Here is a 16,523-nt window from a genome sequence, read left to right as displayed (position 1 = left end):
GGCCTGGCAGTAATCTTCCGCATCAGGAATGTGGCGCAGGAAGCGCGATCAAACAACACGGACCACACAGGGAGCGGTGCCAGGACGGCGCGCGATCAAGGATGTCAGGATTCAGTCTGCAGAGCCCCGCTTCGGCGGGGTTTTTCTTTTCTGCCAAGTCCGCCGTTTGCCAAGCAGCAGGGACGCCTGGCGAAGGGCAGCATTAACTCGACTGCACCGCATCAATCCGGCATGCAGACGCCGGTCCCGCCGAGTCCGCAATAACCTCCTGGATTCTTCGCCAGATACTGCTGGTGGTACGCCTCCGCATAGTAGAAAGGCGGGGCGTCGGCAATCTCGGTAGTGATCTGCGCAAAGCCCGCCTGGCTCAGGCGCTGCTGAAAGCGCTCCCGACTGGCTTCGGCCGCGCTGCGCTGCTGCGCGTCCATGCAGTAGATCGCCGACCGGTACTGACTGCCCACATCGTTGCCCTGACGCATGCCCTGGGTCGGGTTGTGTGCCTCCCAGAAGATGCGCAGCAAGGTTTCGTAATCGATCACCTTGGGGTCGAACACCACCAGCACCGCTTCGGTGTGACCGGTGAGTCCGGAGCACACTTCGTCGTAGGTCGGGTTCGGCGTAATCCCTCCGGCGTAGCCCACCGCCGTCGTCCATACCCCGGGTTGTTCCCAGAAGCGACGTTCCGCGCCCCAGAAACAGCCCATGCCGAAGACCGCCTGTTGCAGGTCGGCCGGGAATGGTGGCTGCAGCGGATTGCCGTTCACATGGTGCGCCGGCGGGACCGGCATCGCCGTCGAGCGGCCGGGCAGCGCCTGTTCTGCCGTGGGCAGTGCTTGTTTGTTGACCAGTATCTGCGAGCGTAGCGACATGCGGGCCTCGATCGGGGGACGGTAGCTGAGCCCTAGGCTACAAAAAGGCAGGCCGGCAGCGAAAGCGCACCAGCGACCGTGCGTCGCCACGCTTTCCGCTTATCAGCACCAGTGAGGGTAGCGGCGCAGGGCATCGGTCAGTCCGGTGCCCGGGATCGGCTTGTCGAACAGATAGCCCTGGCCGATATCGCAACGATGTCGGCGGAGGAACTTCAGCTGCTCCGGCGTTTCGATGCCTTCGGCGACGACCTTGAGGTGCAGCTTGCGCGCCATGGCGATCACCGCCGAGGTGATTTCCACGTCGTCCTGGTTGTCAGGGATGTCCTTGATGAAGCTGCGATCGATCTTGATCACATCGATGGGGAATTTCTTCAGGTAGCTGAGCGAGGAGTAACCGGTGCCGAAATCGTCCATGGCCAGGGTCAGGCCCAGCGCCTTGAGGCCGATCAGCTGTTGACGGGTTTCCTCGGTGGCATCGAGCAGCAGGCTCTCGGTCAGCTCAAGTTCCAGTTGCCCGGCGGGGGGCTTTTCCTCCAGCAAAATTGCCGCGATGGAGCTCAGCAGGTCGGGGTCGGAGAACTGCTTGGGTGACAGGTTGATGGCGATCTGGGGTTTGCCCAGACCCAGCTCCGACAGCGTAACGCCCATGCGGCAGGCTTCGCGAACGACCCATTTGCCGATCGGAATGATCAACCCGGTCTCTTCCGCGACGCTGATGAACTGGTCCGGGCGGATCATGCCTTTTTCCGGGTGGTTCCAGCGCAGCAGCGCCTCCAGCCCCTGCAGCCGGCCGGTGTGCAGGCACAGCTTGGGCTGATAGAACACCTCCAACTCGTTCTGCAGCAGCGCGCGGCGAAGATTGTTCTCGACGAAGAGCTTGTAGTTGGCCTCGGCATGCAGGGCTTCGGTGAATATCTGCACCTGGTTCTTGCCGTTCGCCTTGGCCTTGTGCAGCGCCTGCCCGGCATGCTTCATCAGGGTTTCCGGGTCGCGCCCGTGTTGCGGTGAGCAGGCCAGTCCCAGCGAGCCGCTGACGCTGATCAGCTGCTTGTCGACCAACAGTGGCTTGTCGAGGATGCGCAGCACCTGATCCGCCAGTCTTATGCCTTCCTCCAGGCCCTTGTCATCGAACAGCAGGGCGAACTCGTTGCTGGCGAAACGTGCCAGCACGCTCTGCTGGCTGAGGCCGTTGCGCAGCCGGCGTGCGAGGCTGGTAAGCAGCTTGTCGCCGGTCTGGTGGCCCAGGCTGTCATTGATTCGCTTGAAGTTGTCGATGTCCACCAGCAGCAGGCAGAGCCTCGGCTCGGCGCCTGCGGCGAAGCGCTCCTCGATACTGCGGATGAAGAAAGGACGATTGCCCAGGTTGGTCAGGTTGTCGGTGTAGGCCAGGCGCTCGATGTGCTGATGGGCCAGCTTGCTGCGGGTGATGTCCTCGTAGATGCCGATGTAGTGGGTGAGCATGCCGTCGTCGTTGAAGACCTTCGAGATCGACAGCTGCCCCCAGTAGGGCTCCAGATTCTTTCGCCTTGAGCGAAACTCTCCCTGCCAGCTGTTGCTGTGGGCGAGTACCGACGAGGTGTCGAACAGCAGCTCTCCGAGGTTTTCCAGAGCCTTGAGATCGGCCAGGCGCTGACCGCGCACTTCGGACTCGGAGAACTGGCTGATGGCGGTGAAGGCAGGGTTCACGTATTCCACGCGACCGTCCCGGTCCACCAGGATGAAGGCGCTGGCGCTCTGCTCCACTGCGCGCTGGAACAGGCCAAGCATGTGGGTGGCACTCAGGCGTTGCTGGTTGGCCAGTACCTGCGCGTACTGATCGGCCAGTTCACCGGCGAAGGCGATTTCGTCGGCATGCCAGGCCCGTGGCTTGCCGCTGTGCTGCAGGCTGAGCACGCCGATCACTTCACCACCGACCCGTATGCTGGCATCCAGAATCGAGCGAATGGCTTGCGGGCGATAGACGCATTCGTCCAGTTCACAGGTGCGGTGATCCTGGCCAACGTCCTGGGCATCTATGGCGCGGCCGCTCTGCAGCGCCTGCAGATAGCGCGGATAAGGCGCGAGCTCCAGCGCGGGTGGCGTTTCGTAATGGTCTCCGTCGAGTCGGTAGCACGCCACCGGCTCCAGGCGCGTGCCGTTCAGATGCCAGATCGTGGCACGGCCCAGCTCGTAGACCTCGCAGGCCGCCTGGGTGATCAGCTGCGCGGCCTCCTGCTGTGGATTGGCGGAGCCGTAGCGATGCCGAGCCAGCCGGACGATCAGATTCTGCTGGGTGCGTGAGCGCAGCATGTGCTCGATATGCTCGTCCTGGGCTTGCTCATGCTGTTGCAGCGCGGCGCGGAGCCTGGCGTTCTGTACCCGCAGATCCTGCTCCGATTCGGGCTGGCCGCCGGACATCAGATAGCCTCTGAGCAGCTCGCGGCCGTACTGCTGGAAGGCTTCGCCGAGTTCGGTGATCTCCAGCACGCCTTCTGGGCCGTGCAGGCGATAGCTCACCGAGTAGTGGCCGCGTTCGGCCAACTGTTGCTGGATGTCCTCATGCAGCTGGTGGCGGGCGCTGGGCTCCATGAGGCTGGCGTAGGGGGAGTCGACCAGAGAGCACAGGTCGGCGGCACAGACGCCGATGGTTCGTTCGCAAGCAGGGTCGAGGAACAACAATGTCCAGCTGGATTCGTTCAGGCGCTCGAAACGCAGCATGCCGAGCCGTGATGGCACTGGCAACTGCGTCACAACCTCGGTCGCCAGACGACTGGCGGCATCGGTATGTATTTTCATCGAGCGGCTGGCTTCCAGTATGCTCCACGGAGTTGGGCGGGCCTGAGCTCCAGGTGCCGTTCCAGCGAAGGACGATGGCTAAATAATATTAATTCAGGCAAGGGTGCATCATGCGACAGGGACTGACAAGTCGGCTTGCGAAGTTAGTGATGGTCTCGGTTTTCTGCGTGATCGGAACACCGCTGATGGCGAGTGAAACCGTCGAATTCGGCTCCGACGAGTCGGCGCGCTATCTCACTGAATTAAAGAAACTTTACCTGACCAACAGCGATCGTGAAGCGCTGCTGGCGCATAGTAACGGAATGCTCGATACCTATGCATTACGCGCCGGTTATCAGGTCGGGCAGAGCAATCCGCAGGACTTCCTCTACGAGCTGAGCGTATCCGCCCCCGGCGAGCTGCGCATTCGCGAGGAAGTGCGTGGCAGCGGCGGCGGCGTTGCCGTGCGCAATCGCAGCCTGTCGGTCTTTGGCCTCGATCCGTACCTGCAATATCAGTGTCCTCCCCAAGGTCCGAGCTGTTCGATCAACAGCCCCGTCGACGGTCTCCCGCTGGTGGTCATCGTGCGCGACCCCAAAGGAGCAGAAGAACTGGCCAAGGCGTTGTCCTTCCTGATCCGCAATCTGCAGAAAGGCTGAGGCAACGCCTGACGGCGGACACTAGGGTTCGTCTGCCGCGTCCAAGCCTTCACGTTCTTCCCGCTCAATAAAAAAACGCCGCGGGCTCTCTGTGAGAACGCGGCGTTTTTTTCGCGCGCCGTTACAGCAGCATGGTGCGGATATCGGCCAGCAGCTCCGACAGGCGCTTGGTGAAGCGCGCCGCTGCGGCACCGTTGATCACCCGGTGGTCGTAGGAGAGCGACAGCGGCAGCATCAGGCGGGGCTGGAAGGCCTTGCCATCCCACACCGGCTGCATGGCCGCCTTGGAGACGCCTAGGATCGCCACTTCCGGCGCATTGACGATCGGCGTGAAGCCGGTGCCGCCGATGTGGCCGAGGCTGGAGATCGTGAAGCAGGCGCCCTGCATCGCATCCGGAGAAAGCTTCTTGGTGCGGGCCTTCTCAGCCAGCTCCGCAGCCTCGCCGGCCAGTTGCAGCAGACTCTTCTGGTCGACGTTGCGAATCACCGGGACCATCAGGCCATCCGGCGTGTCGACGGCGAACCCTACGTGCACATACTTCTTGCGGATCAGCGCCTTGCCGCTCGGGGCCAGGGAACTGTTGAAATCCGGCAGTTCCTTTAGCAGGTGCGCGCACGCCTTGAGCAATAGCGGCAGCACGGTGAGCTTGACCCCAGCCTTCTCGGCGATCGCCTTCTGCGCAACGCGGAAAGCTTCCAGCTCGGTAATGTCGGCCGACTCGAACTGGGTCACGTGCGGTACGTTCAGCCAGCTGCGATGCAGGTTGGCGGCACCGACCTGCATCAGGCGGGTCATCGGCACTTCTTCGACTTCACCGAACTTGCTGAAGTCGATCGTCGGGATCGGCGGAATACCCGCCCCGCCGGTAGTACCTTCGGCAGGAGCCTGCTTGACCTTGTGCAGCATGTTCTTGACGTAGGCCTGGACGTCTTCCTTGAGGATGCGTCCCTTCGGGCCAGTGGCCGGAACATCAGTCAGTTCTACGCCAAATTCGCGTGCAAGCATGCGTACCGCCGGCCCCGCGTGCACCTTGGTGCCAGCCTTGCTCGGGCCGCTGACCGCCGGAGCCGGCGTCGCGGCAGCCTTCGCCTCGGGAACGCCTTGCTTGTTTGGTGCGACGGCCTGCTGCTGCGGCGCAGCCTCATCCGCCTTGGGAGCGGGTTTCTTCGCCGGTGCGGTGCCTTGGACCTTTAGGGTCAGGATCAGATCGCCGGTCTTGGCCTCGTCACCGACCTTGATCGACAGCGATTCCACCACGCCCGCCTTGGGCGCAGGAATTTCCATGCTGGCCTTGTCGGACTCAAGGGTAATCAGCGACTGATCCGCCTCGACGCTGTCCCCGGCCTTGACCATCACTTCGATGACATTGGCGCTGCCGCTGGAGCCGATGTCCGGGATACGCACTTCTTCCACGGATTCGCCGGCGGCTTCGGCAGGCTCTTCAGCTGCCGGCTCGCTGAGCTTTTGCTTCGGAGCGCTTGCGGCCTGGCTCGCTGGCGCCTTGCCTGCTGCTGGCTTGCTGGACGCTGCGCCTTTGAGAATCAGGATCAGATCGCCGGTGCCGACTTCGTCGCCCACCTTGACCGAAATGCTCTCGATCACGCCGGCGGCAGGAGACGGAATCTCCATGCTGGCCTTGTCCGACTCGAGCGTGATCAACGCTTGTTCGGCGGCAATGGTATCGCCGGCTTTGACCGCAATTTCGATTACGCTGGCTTTGCCCGAGGAGCCGATATCAGGAACCTTGATCTCCTGTGTCTCGCCTTCGCCGGCCGAGGCCGAAGCATCGTCGTCGCCCGGAGGCGTCGGCGCTTCGGCTTCATCTGTCGGGCCGCCGGTCGCTGCGCCAGCGGGTTCGGCTGCAGCCTGTGCCGGAGCCGCACTGTCCTGGCCTTCTTCGCTTTCCAGCTCCAGCAGCTCGTCGCCTTCTTTCAGACGATCGCCGAGCTTGACCTTCAGGCTCTTCACCACGCCCGCCTTGGGCGCTGGAATTTCCATGCTGGCCTTGTCGGACTCGAGCGTCAGGATGCTCTGGTCGGCTTCGATACGGTCGCCGACCTTGACGAACAATTCGATTACTTCACCCTCACCACTGCCGATGTCGGGTACGCGTATGGTTTCACTCACAATAGGTTCTCCTGTGCGCACGCATCAGCAATCCAGCGGATTGCGCTTCTCGGGGTCGATACCGAACTCGGTGATGGCGTTGGCCACCACGGTGCGTTCGATGGCGCCGCGATCGGCGAGTGCTTGCAGTGCGGCCACAGTCACCCAACGACGGTCGACCTCGAAGAAATCACGCAGCTTGGCGCGCGAGTCGCTGCGGCCGAAGCCGTCAGTGCCGAGCACCTGATATTCGCGCGACGGCACCCACTGACGGATCTGGTCGGCGAACAGCTTCATGTAGTCGGTCGAGGCGATGACCGGGCCTTCGCGACCTTCCAGGCACTGCTGGACGTAGCTCTTGCGCGGCTCCTCGGTCGGGTGCAAACGATTCCAGCGATCCACCGCCAGACCGTCACGGCGCAGTTCGTTGAAGCTGGTCACGCTCCAGACGTCGGCGCCCACGCCCATCTTGGCGAGGATGTCCACCGCGGCGCGGACTTCGCGCAGGATCGTGCCCGAACCCAGCAGCTGCACACGGTGCTTGAAGTCGCCCTTGGCTTCTTCGAGCAGGTACATGCCCTTGATGATGCCGTCCTCGACACCCTGCGGCATGGCCGGCTGCTGGTAGTTCTCGTTCATCACGGTGATGTAGTAGTAGACGCTCTTCTGCTGCTCCATCATCTCGTGCATGCCGTGGTGCATGATGACCGCCAGCTCGTAGCCGTAGGTAGGGTCATAGCTGCGGCAGTTGGGGATGGTGCTGGCGAGGATGTGGCTGTGGCCGTCCTCGTGCTGCAGGCCTTCACCGTTGAGCGTGGTGCGCCCGGAAGTGCCGCCCAGCAGGAAGCCGCGGGTCTGGGCATCGCCGGCCGCCCAGGCCAGGTCGCCGATCCGCTGGAAGCCGAACATCGAGTAGAAGATGTAGACCGGCAGCATCGGCTGGTTGTAGTTGCTGTAGGCGGTACCTGCGGCGATGAACGAGGAGAACGCACCGGCTTCGTTCAGACCTTCCTGGAGGATCTGGCCGTCTTTCTCTTCGCGGTAGTACATCACCTGGTCGCGGTCGACCGGCTCGTACAGCTGCCCCACCGGTGAGTAGATACCCAGCTGGCGGAACATGCCTTCCATGCCGAAAGTGCGCGCCTCGTCGGCGAGAATCGGCACGATACGCTTGCCGAGATCCTTGTCCTTGACCAGCTGCGAGAGGATGCGGCCGAAGGCCATGGTGGTGGAAATCTCGCGGTCACCGGAGCCGTCGAGCACTGCCTTGAGGGTCTCCAGCGGCGGTGTCGGGATGCTGAAGCTCTTCGGCCGGCGCTGCGGCAGATGCCCGCCCAGCTTGTCGCGGCACTTGCGCAGGTACTTCATTTCCGCGCTGTCTTCGGCCGGGCGATAGAACGGCAGCTCCTCGAGTTGCGAGTCGTTGACCGGGATGTCGAAGCGATCGCGGAATTTCTTCAGGCTGTCGATATCGACTTTCTTGGTGTTGTGGGCGATGTTCTTCGCCTCACCGGCACCGGTGCCGTAGCCCTTGATGGTCTTGGCGAGGATGACCGTTGGCTGGCCTTTGTGGTTGACCGCCTGGTGATAGGCCGCATAGACCTTGTACGGATCGTGGCCGCCGCGGTTGAGCTTCCAGACTTCCTCGTCGGACATGCTCTCGACACGCTTGAGCAGCTCGGGGTCAGCACCAAAGAAGTGTTTGCGCACATAGGCGCCGTCTTTGGCCTTGTAGTTCTGGTATTCCCCGTCGATCGCCTCGTCCATGCGCCGCTGCATGCGGCCGTCTTCGTCGGCGGCGAACAGCGGATCCCACAGGCGACCCCAGACCACCTTGTTGACGTTCCAGTTGGCGCCTTTGAACACGCCTTCCAGTTCCTGAATGATCTTACTGTTGCCGCGCACCGGGCCGTCCAGACGCTGCAGGTTGCAGTTGATGACGAACACCAGGTTGTCGAGATTCTCACGGCCGGCCAGGGAAATGGCGCCGAGGGTTTCCGGCTCGTCGCATTCGCCGTCACCGATGAAGCACCAGACGCGCTGCTTGCCTTTCGGAATGAAGCCGCGGTTTTCCAGGTACTTCATGAAACGTGCCTGGTAGATCGCAGTGATCGGGCCGAGGCCCATGGACACGGTCGGGAACTGCCAGAAGTCTGGCATCAGGTGCGGGTGCGGGTAGCTCGACAGACCCTTGCCATCGACTTCCTGGCGGAAGTTGAGCATCTGCTCTTCGGTCAGGCGGCCTTCCAGGAAGGCGCGGGCGTAAATGCCGGGGGAGGCGTGGCCCTGGTAGTAGATCAGGTCGCCGCCATGCTCTTCGGTCGGCGCCTGGAAGAAGTAGTTGAAGCCGATGTCGTAGAGCGTCGCGCTGGAGGCAAAGGTGGAGATGTGGCCGCCCAGGTCCGGATCCTTCAGATTCGCACGCATCACCATGGCCAGAGCATTCCAGCGGACCAGGGAGCGGATTCGACGCTCCATGAACAGGTCGCCGGGCATCTTGGCTTCACGGGTGACGGGGATGGTGTTGCGGTACGGCGTGGTGATGCCGTAGGGCAGCGGAGTACCGCTACGTGTGGCCAGTTCGCCCATCCGGGTCATCAGGTAGTGAGCGCGGTCTTCACCCTCGCGGTCGAGGACGGACTCGAGGGCGTCCAGCCATTCCTGGGTTTCGACGGGATCGAGATCTTGCATGGCTTGCTCCATGGCGGAAAGGCTTCCAGAATCGGTCGCCTGTTCGCTACCGGCTTTGTGGGCCGGTGCGTGTAATGTTCTTGGACGAGTGCCGGGGGTAGGGCCGGGCGTCTGTAGTTTTACTACAAAACGGCGCCGGGATCAGCCCCCTGAAATACTCTTTAGTAGTAAAACTACAGATCAGCGGCACTGGCATTTCCCTGTGAAAGGTACTTGCGAGGCTCTGAATCGCGCGGTCCATCGTATTCGCTGTTGTGAAGGAAACCTCAATGAGTCTGCCGTCGCTGGTTGCATTGCCGCCCTCACTCCTGCCTTTTGTCAGTCGTGCGGAGGAGTCGTTCCTCGCGGCTGCCGGCAACCTGTCGGAAGCGCTTGCGGCACGATGCCGCGCCTGGCTGGCCGAGCATAGCGAGGCGTTCGCCCGGGTCTGCGCGGCGAGTGACTTCGTCAGCGAACAGGTTAGCCGAGATCCACAGATGCTGCTGCAGCTGGCCGAGCTGGGCTGGCTGGATCGGTCGCTGGAAGCCGGCGAACTGCGCGATGCGCTGAGCGAGCTGGTTGCCGCCTGTGACAATGAGGACACCCTGGCGCTGACGCTACGGCGCTTCCGTAGCCGCCAGCAGGTGCGCATCATCTGGCGCGATCTGACCCGCCAGGCGGGCCTGGCCGAGACCTGTCGCGACCTTTCCGATCTGGCCGATGCCAGCGTCGATCTGGCCTATCACTGGCTCTACGCCCGCCATTGCGAGCAATTCGGCGTGCCCACCGGCCGGCGCAGCGGCAACCCGCAGCACATGGTGATTCTCGGCATGGGCAAGCTGGGCGCACATGAACTGAACCTGTCCTCCGACATCGACCTGATCTTCGGCTATCCGGAGGGCGGCGAGACCGTCGGCGCCAAGCGCTCGCTGGACAATCAGGAATTCTTCGTCCGCCTTGGCCAGCGGCTGATCAAGGCATTGGACGCCATCACCGTCGACGGCTTCGCCTTCCGCGTCGACATGCGTCTGCGTCCGTACGGCTCGTCCGGGCCGTTGGTCTACAGCTTCAATGCGCTGGAGCAGTACTACCAGGATCAGGGGCGCGACTGGGAGCGCTACGCCATGATCAAGGCGCGGGTCATCGGCGGCGACCAGCAGGCCGGCAAGGAGCTGCTGGAGATGCTGCGACCCTTCGTCTACCGGCGTTACCTGGACTTCTCCGCCATCGAGGCGCTGCGCACCATGAAGCAGCTGATCCAGCAGGAAGTGCGGCGCAAGGGCATGGCTTCGAATATCAAGCTGGGTGCCGGTGGCATCCGCGAGGTCGAGTTCATCGCTCAGGCCTTTCAGCTGATCCACGGAGGGCGTGATCTCAGCCTGCAGCAGCGTCCGTTGCTCGGTGTGCTGGCCACCCTGGAGGGGCAGGGTTATCTGCCGGCCGCGGCAGTGGCCGAACTGCGCGAAGGCTATGAATTCCTGCGCTATACCGAGCATGCGCTGCAGGCGATCGCCGACCGTCAGACGCAGATGCTGCCGGACAACGAGGTGGACTGTGCGCGGGTGGCGTTCATGCTCGGCTTCGACGGTTGGGCGGCGTTCCATGAGCAACTGCTGTACTGGCGCGGGCGCATCGACTGGCATTTCCGCCAGGTCATCGCCGACCCGGATGAGGACGAGAATGCCGAGGGCGAGGCGCTGGTCGGCGGCGAATGGCTGCCGCTGTGGGAGCAGGACTGGGACGAGGAGTTCGCCTGCCGCCAGCTGTCCGAGGCCGGTTTCCGTGATGGCCAGGGCGCCTGTCAGCGGCTCGCCGCGCTGCGCAACGCCAGCCAGGTACGCACCATGCAGCGTCTCGGCCGCGAGCGTCTGGATGCCTTCATTCCACGGCTGCTGGCGCAGGCCGTCGAGCAGGACGATCCGGATCTGGTGCTCGAACGCGTACTGCCGCTGGTGGAAGCGGTCGCCCGGCGTTCGGCCTACCTGGTCCTGCTGACTGAAAATCCCGGGGCGCTGCAGCGCTTGCTCGAGCTCTGCGCAGCCAGCCCGTGGATCGCCGAGCAGATTGCACGCTTCCCGCTGTTGCTTGACGAGCTGCTCAACGCCGGTCGTCTGTACAGCCCGCCGCTGGCGCCGGAACTGGCGGCTGAACTGCGCGAACGGCTGATGCGCATTCCCGAAGATGACCTCGAGCAGCAGATGGAGGCGCTGCGGCATTTCAAGCTGGCGCACCGGCTGCGGGTTGCCGCTTCGGAAATCGCCGGGACGCTGCCCTTGATGAAGGTCAGCGACTACCTGACCTGGCTGGCGGAGGCGATCCTGCAGGAAGTGTTGACCCTCGCCTGGCGCCACACCGTCGCGCGTCATGGCCAGCCACAGCGCAGCGATGGCACGCTCTGCGATCCGGCGTTCGTCATCGTCGGTTACGGCAAGGTCGGTGGCATCGAACTCGGGCATGGTTCGGATCTGGATCTGGTGTTCATCCACGACGGCGACCCCGCCGCCGAGACCAATGGCGCCAAGCCCATCGATACCGCGCAGTTCTTCACTCGCCTGGGCCAGCGCATCATCCATCTGCTCACCACCCAGACCACCTCCGGCCAGCTCTATGAAGTGGACATGCGGCTGCGCCCGTCCGGCGCTTCCGGGCTGCTGGTCAGCTCGCTGGGCGCCTTCGAGCGCTACCAGAGCCAGGAGGCCTGGACCTGGGAACACCAGGCGTTGGTGCGCGCGCGGGTGCTGGTCGGCTGCCCGCAGCTGACGGCCGACTTCGAACGGGTCCGCGCCGGTGTGCTGGGTCGCGAACGCGATCTCGAGGCGCTGCGCCGCGAGGTCAGCGAGATGCGCGCGAAGATGCGTGACAACCTCGGCACCCGCGTGACGCATGCTGGAACCGCCGAGCAGGCCTTCGACGCCGCTGCCGAGTTCAATCTCAAGCAGGACGCCGGTGGTATCGTGGATATCGAATTTATGGTGCAATACGCGGCTTTGGCGTGGTCGCACCAGCATCCCGAACTGCTGCGCTATACCGATAACATCCGCATTCTCGATGGGTTGGAGCAGGCCGGGTTGATGACCGGCGATGAGGTGCGGCTGCTGCAGGACGCCTACAAGGCGTACCGTGCCGCGGCCCACCGGCAATCACTGCAGAAGCAGCCCGGAGTGGTGAGTGGGGATCAATTCCACGACGAGCGTCGCGCAGTCATGCGGATCTGGCGCGAGCTGGGGCTCAGCTGAGCCCGCGTCGGGCTACCGAGCAATATCGAATTCTGAGGAGCTGGCAAGATGTCGATGGCCGATCGTGATGGCGTCATCTGGTATGACGGCGAACTGGTGCAGTGGCGCGATGCGACCACCCATGTGCTGACCCATACCCTGCACTATGGCATGGGCGTGTTCGAAGGTGTTCGCGCCTACAACACCCCGGACGGCACGGCGATCTTCCGCCTGCAGGCGCACACCGACCGCCTGTTCGATTCGGCGCACATCATGAACATGCCGATGCCGTACTCGAAGGAAGAGATCAACGAGGCGACCCGCGCCGCAGTGCGCGAGAACAACCTGGAAAGCGCCTACATCCGCCCGATGGTGTTCTACGGAAGCGAAGGTATGGGCCTGCGCGCCAGCGGTCTGAAGGTGCACGTGATCGTCGCGGCCTGGCACTGGGGCGCCTACATGGGCGACGAGGCGCTTGAGCTGGGCATCAAGGTGCGCACCAGTTCCTTCACCCGTCACCACGTCAACATCACCATGACCCGCGCCAAGTCCAACGGTGCCTACATCAACTCGATGCTGGCCCTGCAGGAAGCCATTTCCGGCGGCGCCGACGAAGCGCTGATGCTGGACCCCGAAGGCTATGTGGCCGAGGGCTCGGGCGAGAACATCTTCATCATCAAGGATGGCGTGATCTACACCCCGGAAGTCACCGCCTGCCTGAACGGCATCACCCGCGGCACCGTGCTGACCCTGGCCGCCGAGCACGGCCTGAAGGTGGTCGAGAAGCGCATCACCCGCGACGAGGTGTACATCGCCGACGAAGCCTTCTTCACCGGTACCGCAGCCGAAGTCACGCCGATCCGCGAAGTGGACGGCCGCGCCATCGGTATCGGCCGTCGCGGCCCGATCACCGAGAAGCTGCAGAAAGCCTACTTCGATCTGGTCACCGGCAAGACTGATGCCCACGCCGAATGGCGGACCCTGGTCAAGTAAGCCTGGCGCTGGAAGCCGGCAACGCAACTCGCTTGCCGGCCATGCTTCCAGCCCCTCAGCTTATGGCTTAGAGCTTATGAACATACTGATCGTAGGACCCAGCTGGGTTGGCGACATGGTGATGGCGCAGACGCTGTTCGTCTGCCTGAAACAGCGCCATCCCGACTGCCAGATCGACGTGCTGGCGCCTGAGTGGAGCCGGCCGATTCTCGAGCGCATGCCCGAGGTACGCCAGGCCCTGAGCTTTCCGGTCGGGCACGGCGTGCTCGACATGGCGACCCGGCGCAAGGTCGCGCAGAGCCTGCGCGGTCAGTACCAGCAGGCGATCCTGCTGCCCAACTCCCTGAAGTCGGCGCTGGTGCCGTTCTTCGCCGGTATCCCCAAGCGCACGGGCTGGCGCGGCGAGATGCGTTTCGGCCTGCTCAACGACATGCGCAAGCTCGACAAGCAGCGCTACCCGCTGATGATCGAGCGCTTCATGGCGCTGGCCTTCGAGCCGGGCGCCGAGCTGCCCAAGCCGTATCCGAACCCCTCGCTGCGCATCGACACCGCGACTCGCGACGCCGCCCTGGCACGTTTCGGCCTGAGTCTGGACCGGCCGGTGCTGGCGCTGTGCCCCGGTGCCGAGTTCGGCGAATCCAAGCGCTGGCCGGCGGAACACTTCGCCAAGGTGGCCGAGCTGAAGATCCGGGACGGCTGGCAGGTCTGGCTGTTCGGCTCGAAGAACGATCACCCGGTCGGTGAGCAGATCCTCGAGCGGTTGATTCCGGGGTTGCGCGAAGAGGCCGTGAACCTCGCCGGGCAGACCAGCCTGGCCGAGGCGATCGATCTGCTGTCCTGTGCCGATGCCGTGGTGTCCAACGACTCCGGTCTGATGCATGTCTCCGCAGCGCTCGGCCGGCCGTTGGCGGCGGTCTATGGTTCCACCTCGCCAGCCTTCACCCCGCCGCTTTCCGAGCAGGTCGAAGTGGTGCGCCTGGGGCTCGACTGCAGTCCCTGTTTCGAGCGCACCTGCCGCTTCGGCCACAACAATTGCATGCGCGAGCTGAAGCCGCGCGCGGTGATCGAGGCGCTGGATCGTCTGGTCCCGCAGTCGGTCGAGGTACGCTGATTGAAGGTCCTGCTGGTCAAGACCTCGTCGCTGGGCGATGTCGTGCATACCCTGCCGGCCCTGACCGATGCGCAGCGGGCGCTGCCCGGCATCCAGTTCGACTGGGTGGTGGAGGAGGGCTTCGCCGAGATTCCGGCCTGGCATCCGGCGGTGGCACAGGTGATCCCGGTAGCGATTCGTCGCTGGCGCAAGCACCCGCTGCAGACCCTGCGCAACGGTGAATGGCAGCGCTTCAAGGCACGCCTGCGGGAAGGCCGTTACGACCTGATGATCGACGCCCAGGGCTTGCTGAAGAGCGCCTGGCTGACCCGCTACGTCAAGGCCCCGGTCGCCGGGCTCGACCGCGATTCGGCCCGTGAGCCCATCGCCGCACGCTTCTATGACCGATGCTACGCAGTGCCGCGTGACCAGCATGCGCTGGAACGGGTGCGTCAGCTGTTCGCCCAGGCGCTCGCGTATCCGCTGCCGCAGGATGTCGCCGACTACGGGCTCGATCGCGAGCAGATGGCGGCGCCCAGCGACCAGCCCTACCTGCTGTTTCTGCACGGCACCACCTGGCCGAGCAAGCACTGGCCGGAAGCCTACTGGCGCGAGCTGGCCGAGCGCATGAGCGATTTCGGCTGGGCGATCCGCCTGCCGTGGGGCAATGCCGAGGAGAAAGCGCGGGCCGAGCGCATCGTCAGCGGCATAGCCAACGCCGCGGTGCTGCCGAAGCTCAATCTTGCCGGGGTCGCCCGGGTTATCGCCGGTGCGCGCGCCTGCGTCGCGGTGGATACCGGCCTCGGCCACCTGGCCGCGGCGCTGGATGTGCCGAGTATTTCGCTCTATGGTCCGACCTTGCCCGGGCGGGTCGGTGCCTATGGCCGCTCCCAGGTGCACCTGTGTGCCAGCGGACCGAACGCTGGTCGCGGTGACCGGCACAAGCCCTGTTTCGACGACCTGCGCCCCGAGCGCGTCGTCACCGAACTGAAAGCCCTGCTGCGGGCCCCGGAGTCCGTCTGATGCAACTGGCCTTCATTCTCTACAAGTACTTTCCGTTCGGCGGTCTGCAGCGCGACTTCATGCGTATCGCCCTGGAATGCCAGCGTCGTGGGCACAGCATTCGCGTCTACGCGATGATCTGGGAAGGCGACGTGCCGGACGGCTTCGAGGTGCTGATCGCACCGGTCAAGGCGTTGTTCAACCACACCCGCAACGAACGCTTCACCGCCTGGGTCGAGGCCGACCTGGCCAGGCGCCCGGTGGAGCGGGTGATCGGCTTCAACAAGATGCCGGGGCTGGACGTTTACTACGCCGCCGATCCCTGCTTCGAGGACAAGGCGCAGACCCTGCGCAACCCGATCTACCGGCGCTGGGGCCGCTACAAGCACTTCGCCGAGTACGAGCGCGCGGTGTTCGCGCCCGAGGCGAAGACCGAAATCCTGATGATCTCCGAGGTGCAGCAGCCGCTGTTCGTCAAGCACTACGGCACGCCCGCCGAGCGCTTCCACCTGTTGCCGCCGGGGATCGCCCAAGATCGCCGCGCGCCGGCCAATGCCGCGCAGATCCGCGCCGAGTTCCGCGAGGAGTTCGAGGTGCGCGCCGACGAGCTGCTGCTGGTGCAGATCGGCTCCGGCTTCAAGACCAAGGGCGTTGATCGCAGCCTCAAGGCGCTCGCCGCACTGCCGCGCGAGCTCGCCAGGCGGACCCGCCTGCTGGTCATCGGCCAGGATGATCCCAAGCCGTTCAAGCTGCAGGCCAAGGCGCTCGGCGTCTCCAGCATGGTCGAGTTCCTCAGGGGGCGCAGCGACATCCCGCGCTTCCTGCTCGGCGCCGACCTGCTGATCCATCCGGCCTATAACGAAAATACCGGCACCGTGTTGCTCGAGGCGCTGGTCGCCGGGCTGCCGGTGCTGGTCAGCGATGTGTGCGGCTATGCCCACTACATTGCCGACGCCGATTGCGGTCGCGTGGTACCCAGCCCCTTCGAGCAGCAGGTGCTCGACCAGATGCTGGCGCAGATGCTCGCCGATGACGCGCAGCGCTCGGCCTGGAGTCGCAACGCGCTGGCCTTTGCCGAGACGGCCGATCTCTACTCGATGCCGCAGAAGGCCGCCGACGTGATTCTCGGGGAAAGCGCATGAACGTCGTTTGTCTCCGGCGGGC

10 protein-coding genes are annotated in these 16,523 nt (G+C 64.1%); 6 read left to right on the top strand and 4 right to left on the bottom strand.

Annotated features, from left to right (window positions below; translation table 11 throughout):
* Positions 1-221: 221 nt before the first annotated feature.
* Together msrA and PSTAB_RS18905 are read right to left on the bottom strand one after the other, a co-directional pair.
* On the bottom strand, positions 222-869 hold the full coding sequence (msrA, locus tag PSTAB_RS18910; RefSeq protein WP_013984232.1) for a peptide-methionine (S)-S-oxide reductase MsrA: 648 nt from the start codon (positions 867-869) through the stop codon (positions 222-224).
* 102 nt (positions 870-971) lie between these two features.
* Positions 972-3,644, bottom strand: a complete 2,673-nt coding sequence (locus tag PSTAB_RS18905; protein ID WP_013984231.1) for a putative bifunctional diguanylate cyclase/phosphodiesterase — start codon at positions 3,642-3,644, stop codon at positions 972-974.
* Positions 3,645-3,793: 149 nt separating this feature from the next.
* Between PSTAB_RS18905 and PSTAB_RS18900 the strand changes: the two genes are divergently transcribed.
* A complete protein-coding gene (locus PSTAB_RS18900) occupies positions 3,794-4,282 on the top strand; it encodes a hypothetical protein (protein WP_013984230.1) in 489 nt (162 codons plus the stop codon).
* A gap of 121 nt (positions 4,283-4,403) precedes the next feature.
* On the opposite strand, the gene aceF is transcribed toward PSTAB_RS18900, so the two are convergent.
* Positions 4,404-6,410 carry a dihydrolipoyllysine-residue acetyltransferase gene (gene aceF / locus PSTAB_RS18895; protein WP_013984229.1) on the bottom strand — a complete coding sequence of 669 codons (2,007 nt, stop codon included), beginning with the start codon at positions 6,408-6,410 and terminating at the stop codon, positions 4,404-4,406.
* Positions 6,411-6,434: 24 nt separating this feature from the next.
* Positions 6,435-9,080 (bottom strand): pyruvate dehydrogenase (acetyl-transferring), homodimeric type, encoded by a 2,646-nt coding sequence (gene aceE, locus PSTAB_RS18890; protein WP_017245452.1) that lies wholly within the window; start codon positions 9,078-9,080, stop codon positions 6,435-6,437.
* Positions 9,081-9,349: 269 nt separating this feature from the next.
* Between aceE and glnE the strand changes: the two genes are divergently transcribed.
* The 5 genes from glnE to PSTAB_RS18865 all read left to right on the top strand — a co-directional run bounded on the left by glnE (position 9,350) and on the right by PSTAB_RS18865 (position 16,501).
* Positions 9,350-12,295: a bifunctional [glutamate--ammonia ligase]-adenylyl-L-tyrosine phosphorylase/[glutamate--ammonia-ligase] adenylyltransferase gene (gene glnE / locus PSTAB_RS18885; protein ID WP_013984227.1), complete on the top strand. Its 2,946-nt coding sequence runs from the start codon at positions 9,350-9,352 to the stop codon at positions 12,293-12,295.
* Positions 12,296-12,343: 48 nt separating this feature from the next.
* The gene (gene ilvE, locus PSTAB_RS18880) at positions 12,344-13,267 is read left to right on the top strand and encodes a branched-chain-amino-acid transaminase (protein ID WP_003301609.1); all 924 of its coding nucleotides are present in this window, start codon (positions 12,344-12,346) and stop codon (positions 13,265-13,267) included.
* Between the two features lie 76 nt (positions 13,268-13,343).
* Positions 13,344-14,378: a lipopolysaccharide heptosyltransferase II gene (gene waaF, locus PSTAB_RS18875; RefSeq protein ID WP_013984226.1), complete on the top strand. Its 1,035-nt coding sequence runs from the start codon at positions 13,344-13,346 to the stop codon at positions 14,376-14,378.
* The gene (gene waaC, locus PSTAB_RS18870; protein ID WP_013984225.1) at positions 14,379-15,380 is read left to right on the top strand and encodes a lipopolysaccharide heptosyltransferase I; all 1,002 of its coding nucleotides are present in this window, start codon (positions 14,379-14,381) and stop codon (positions 15,378-15,380) included. It abuts the gene before it with no gap.
* A complete protein-coding gene (locus tag PSTAB_RS18865) occupies positions 15,380-16,501 on the top strand; it encodes a glycosyltransferase family 4 protein (protein WP_013984224.1) in 1,122 nt (373 codons plus the stop codon). The genes waaC and PSTAB_RS18865 overlap by 1 nt, the downstream gene beginning before the upstream one ends.
* Positions 16,502-16,523: the final 22 nt, after the last annotated feature.

Origin of the sequence: Stutzerimonas stutzeri (assembly GCF_000219605.1) — a bacterium.
Taxonomy (GTDB): Bacteria; Pseudomonadota; Gammaproteobacteria; order Pseudomonadales; family Pseudomonadaceae; genus Stutzerimonas; species Stutzerimonas stutzeri.
This window is presented reverse-complemented; position numbering and strand designations above follow the sequence as displayed.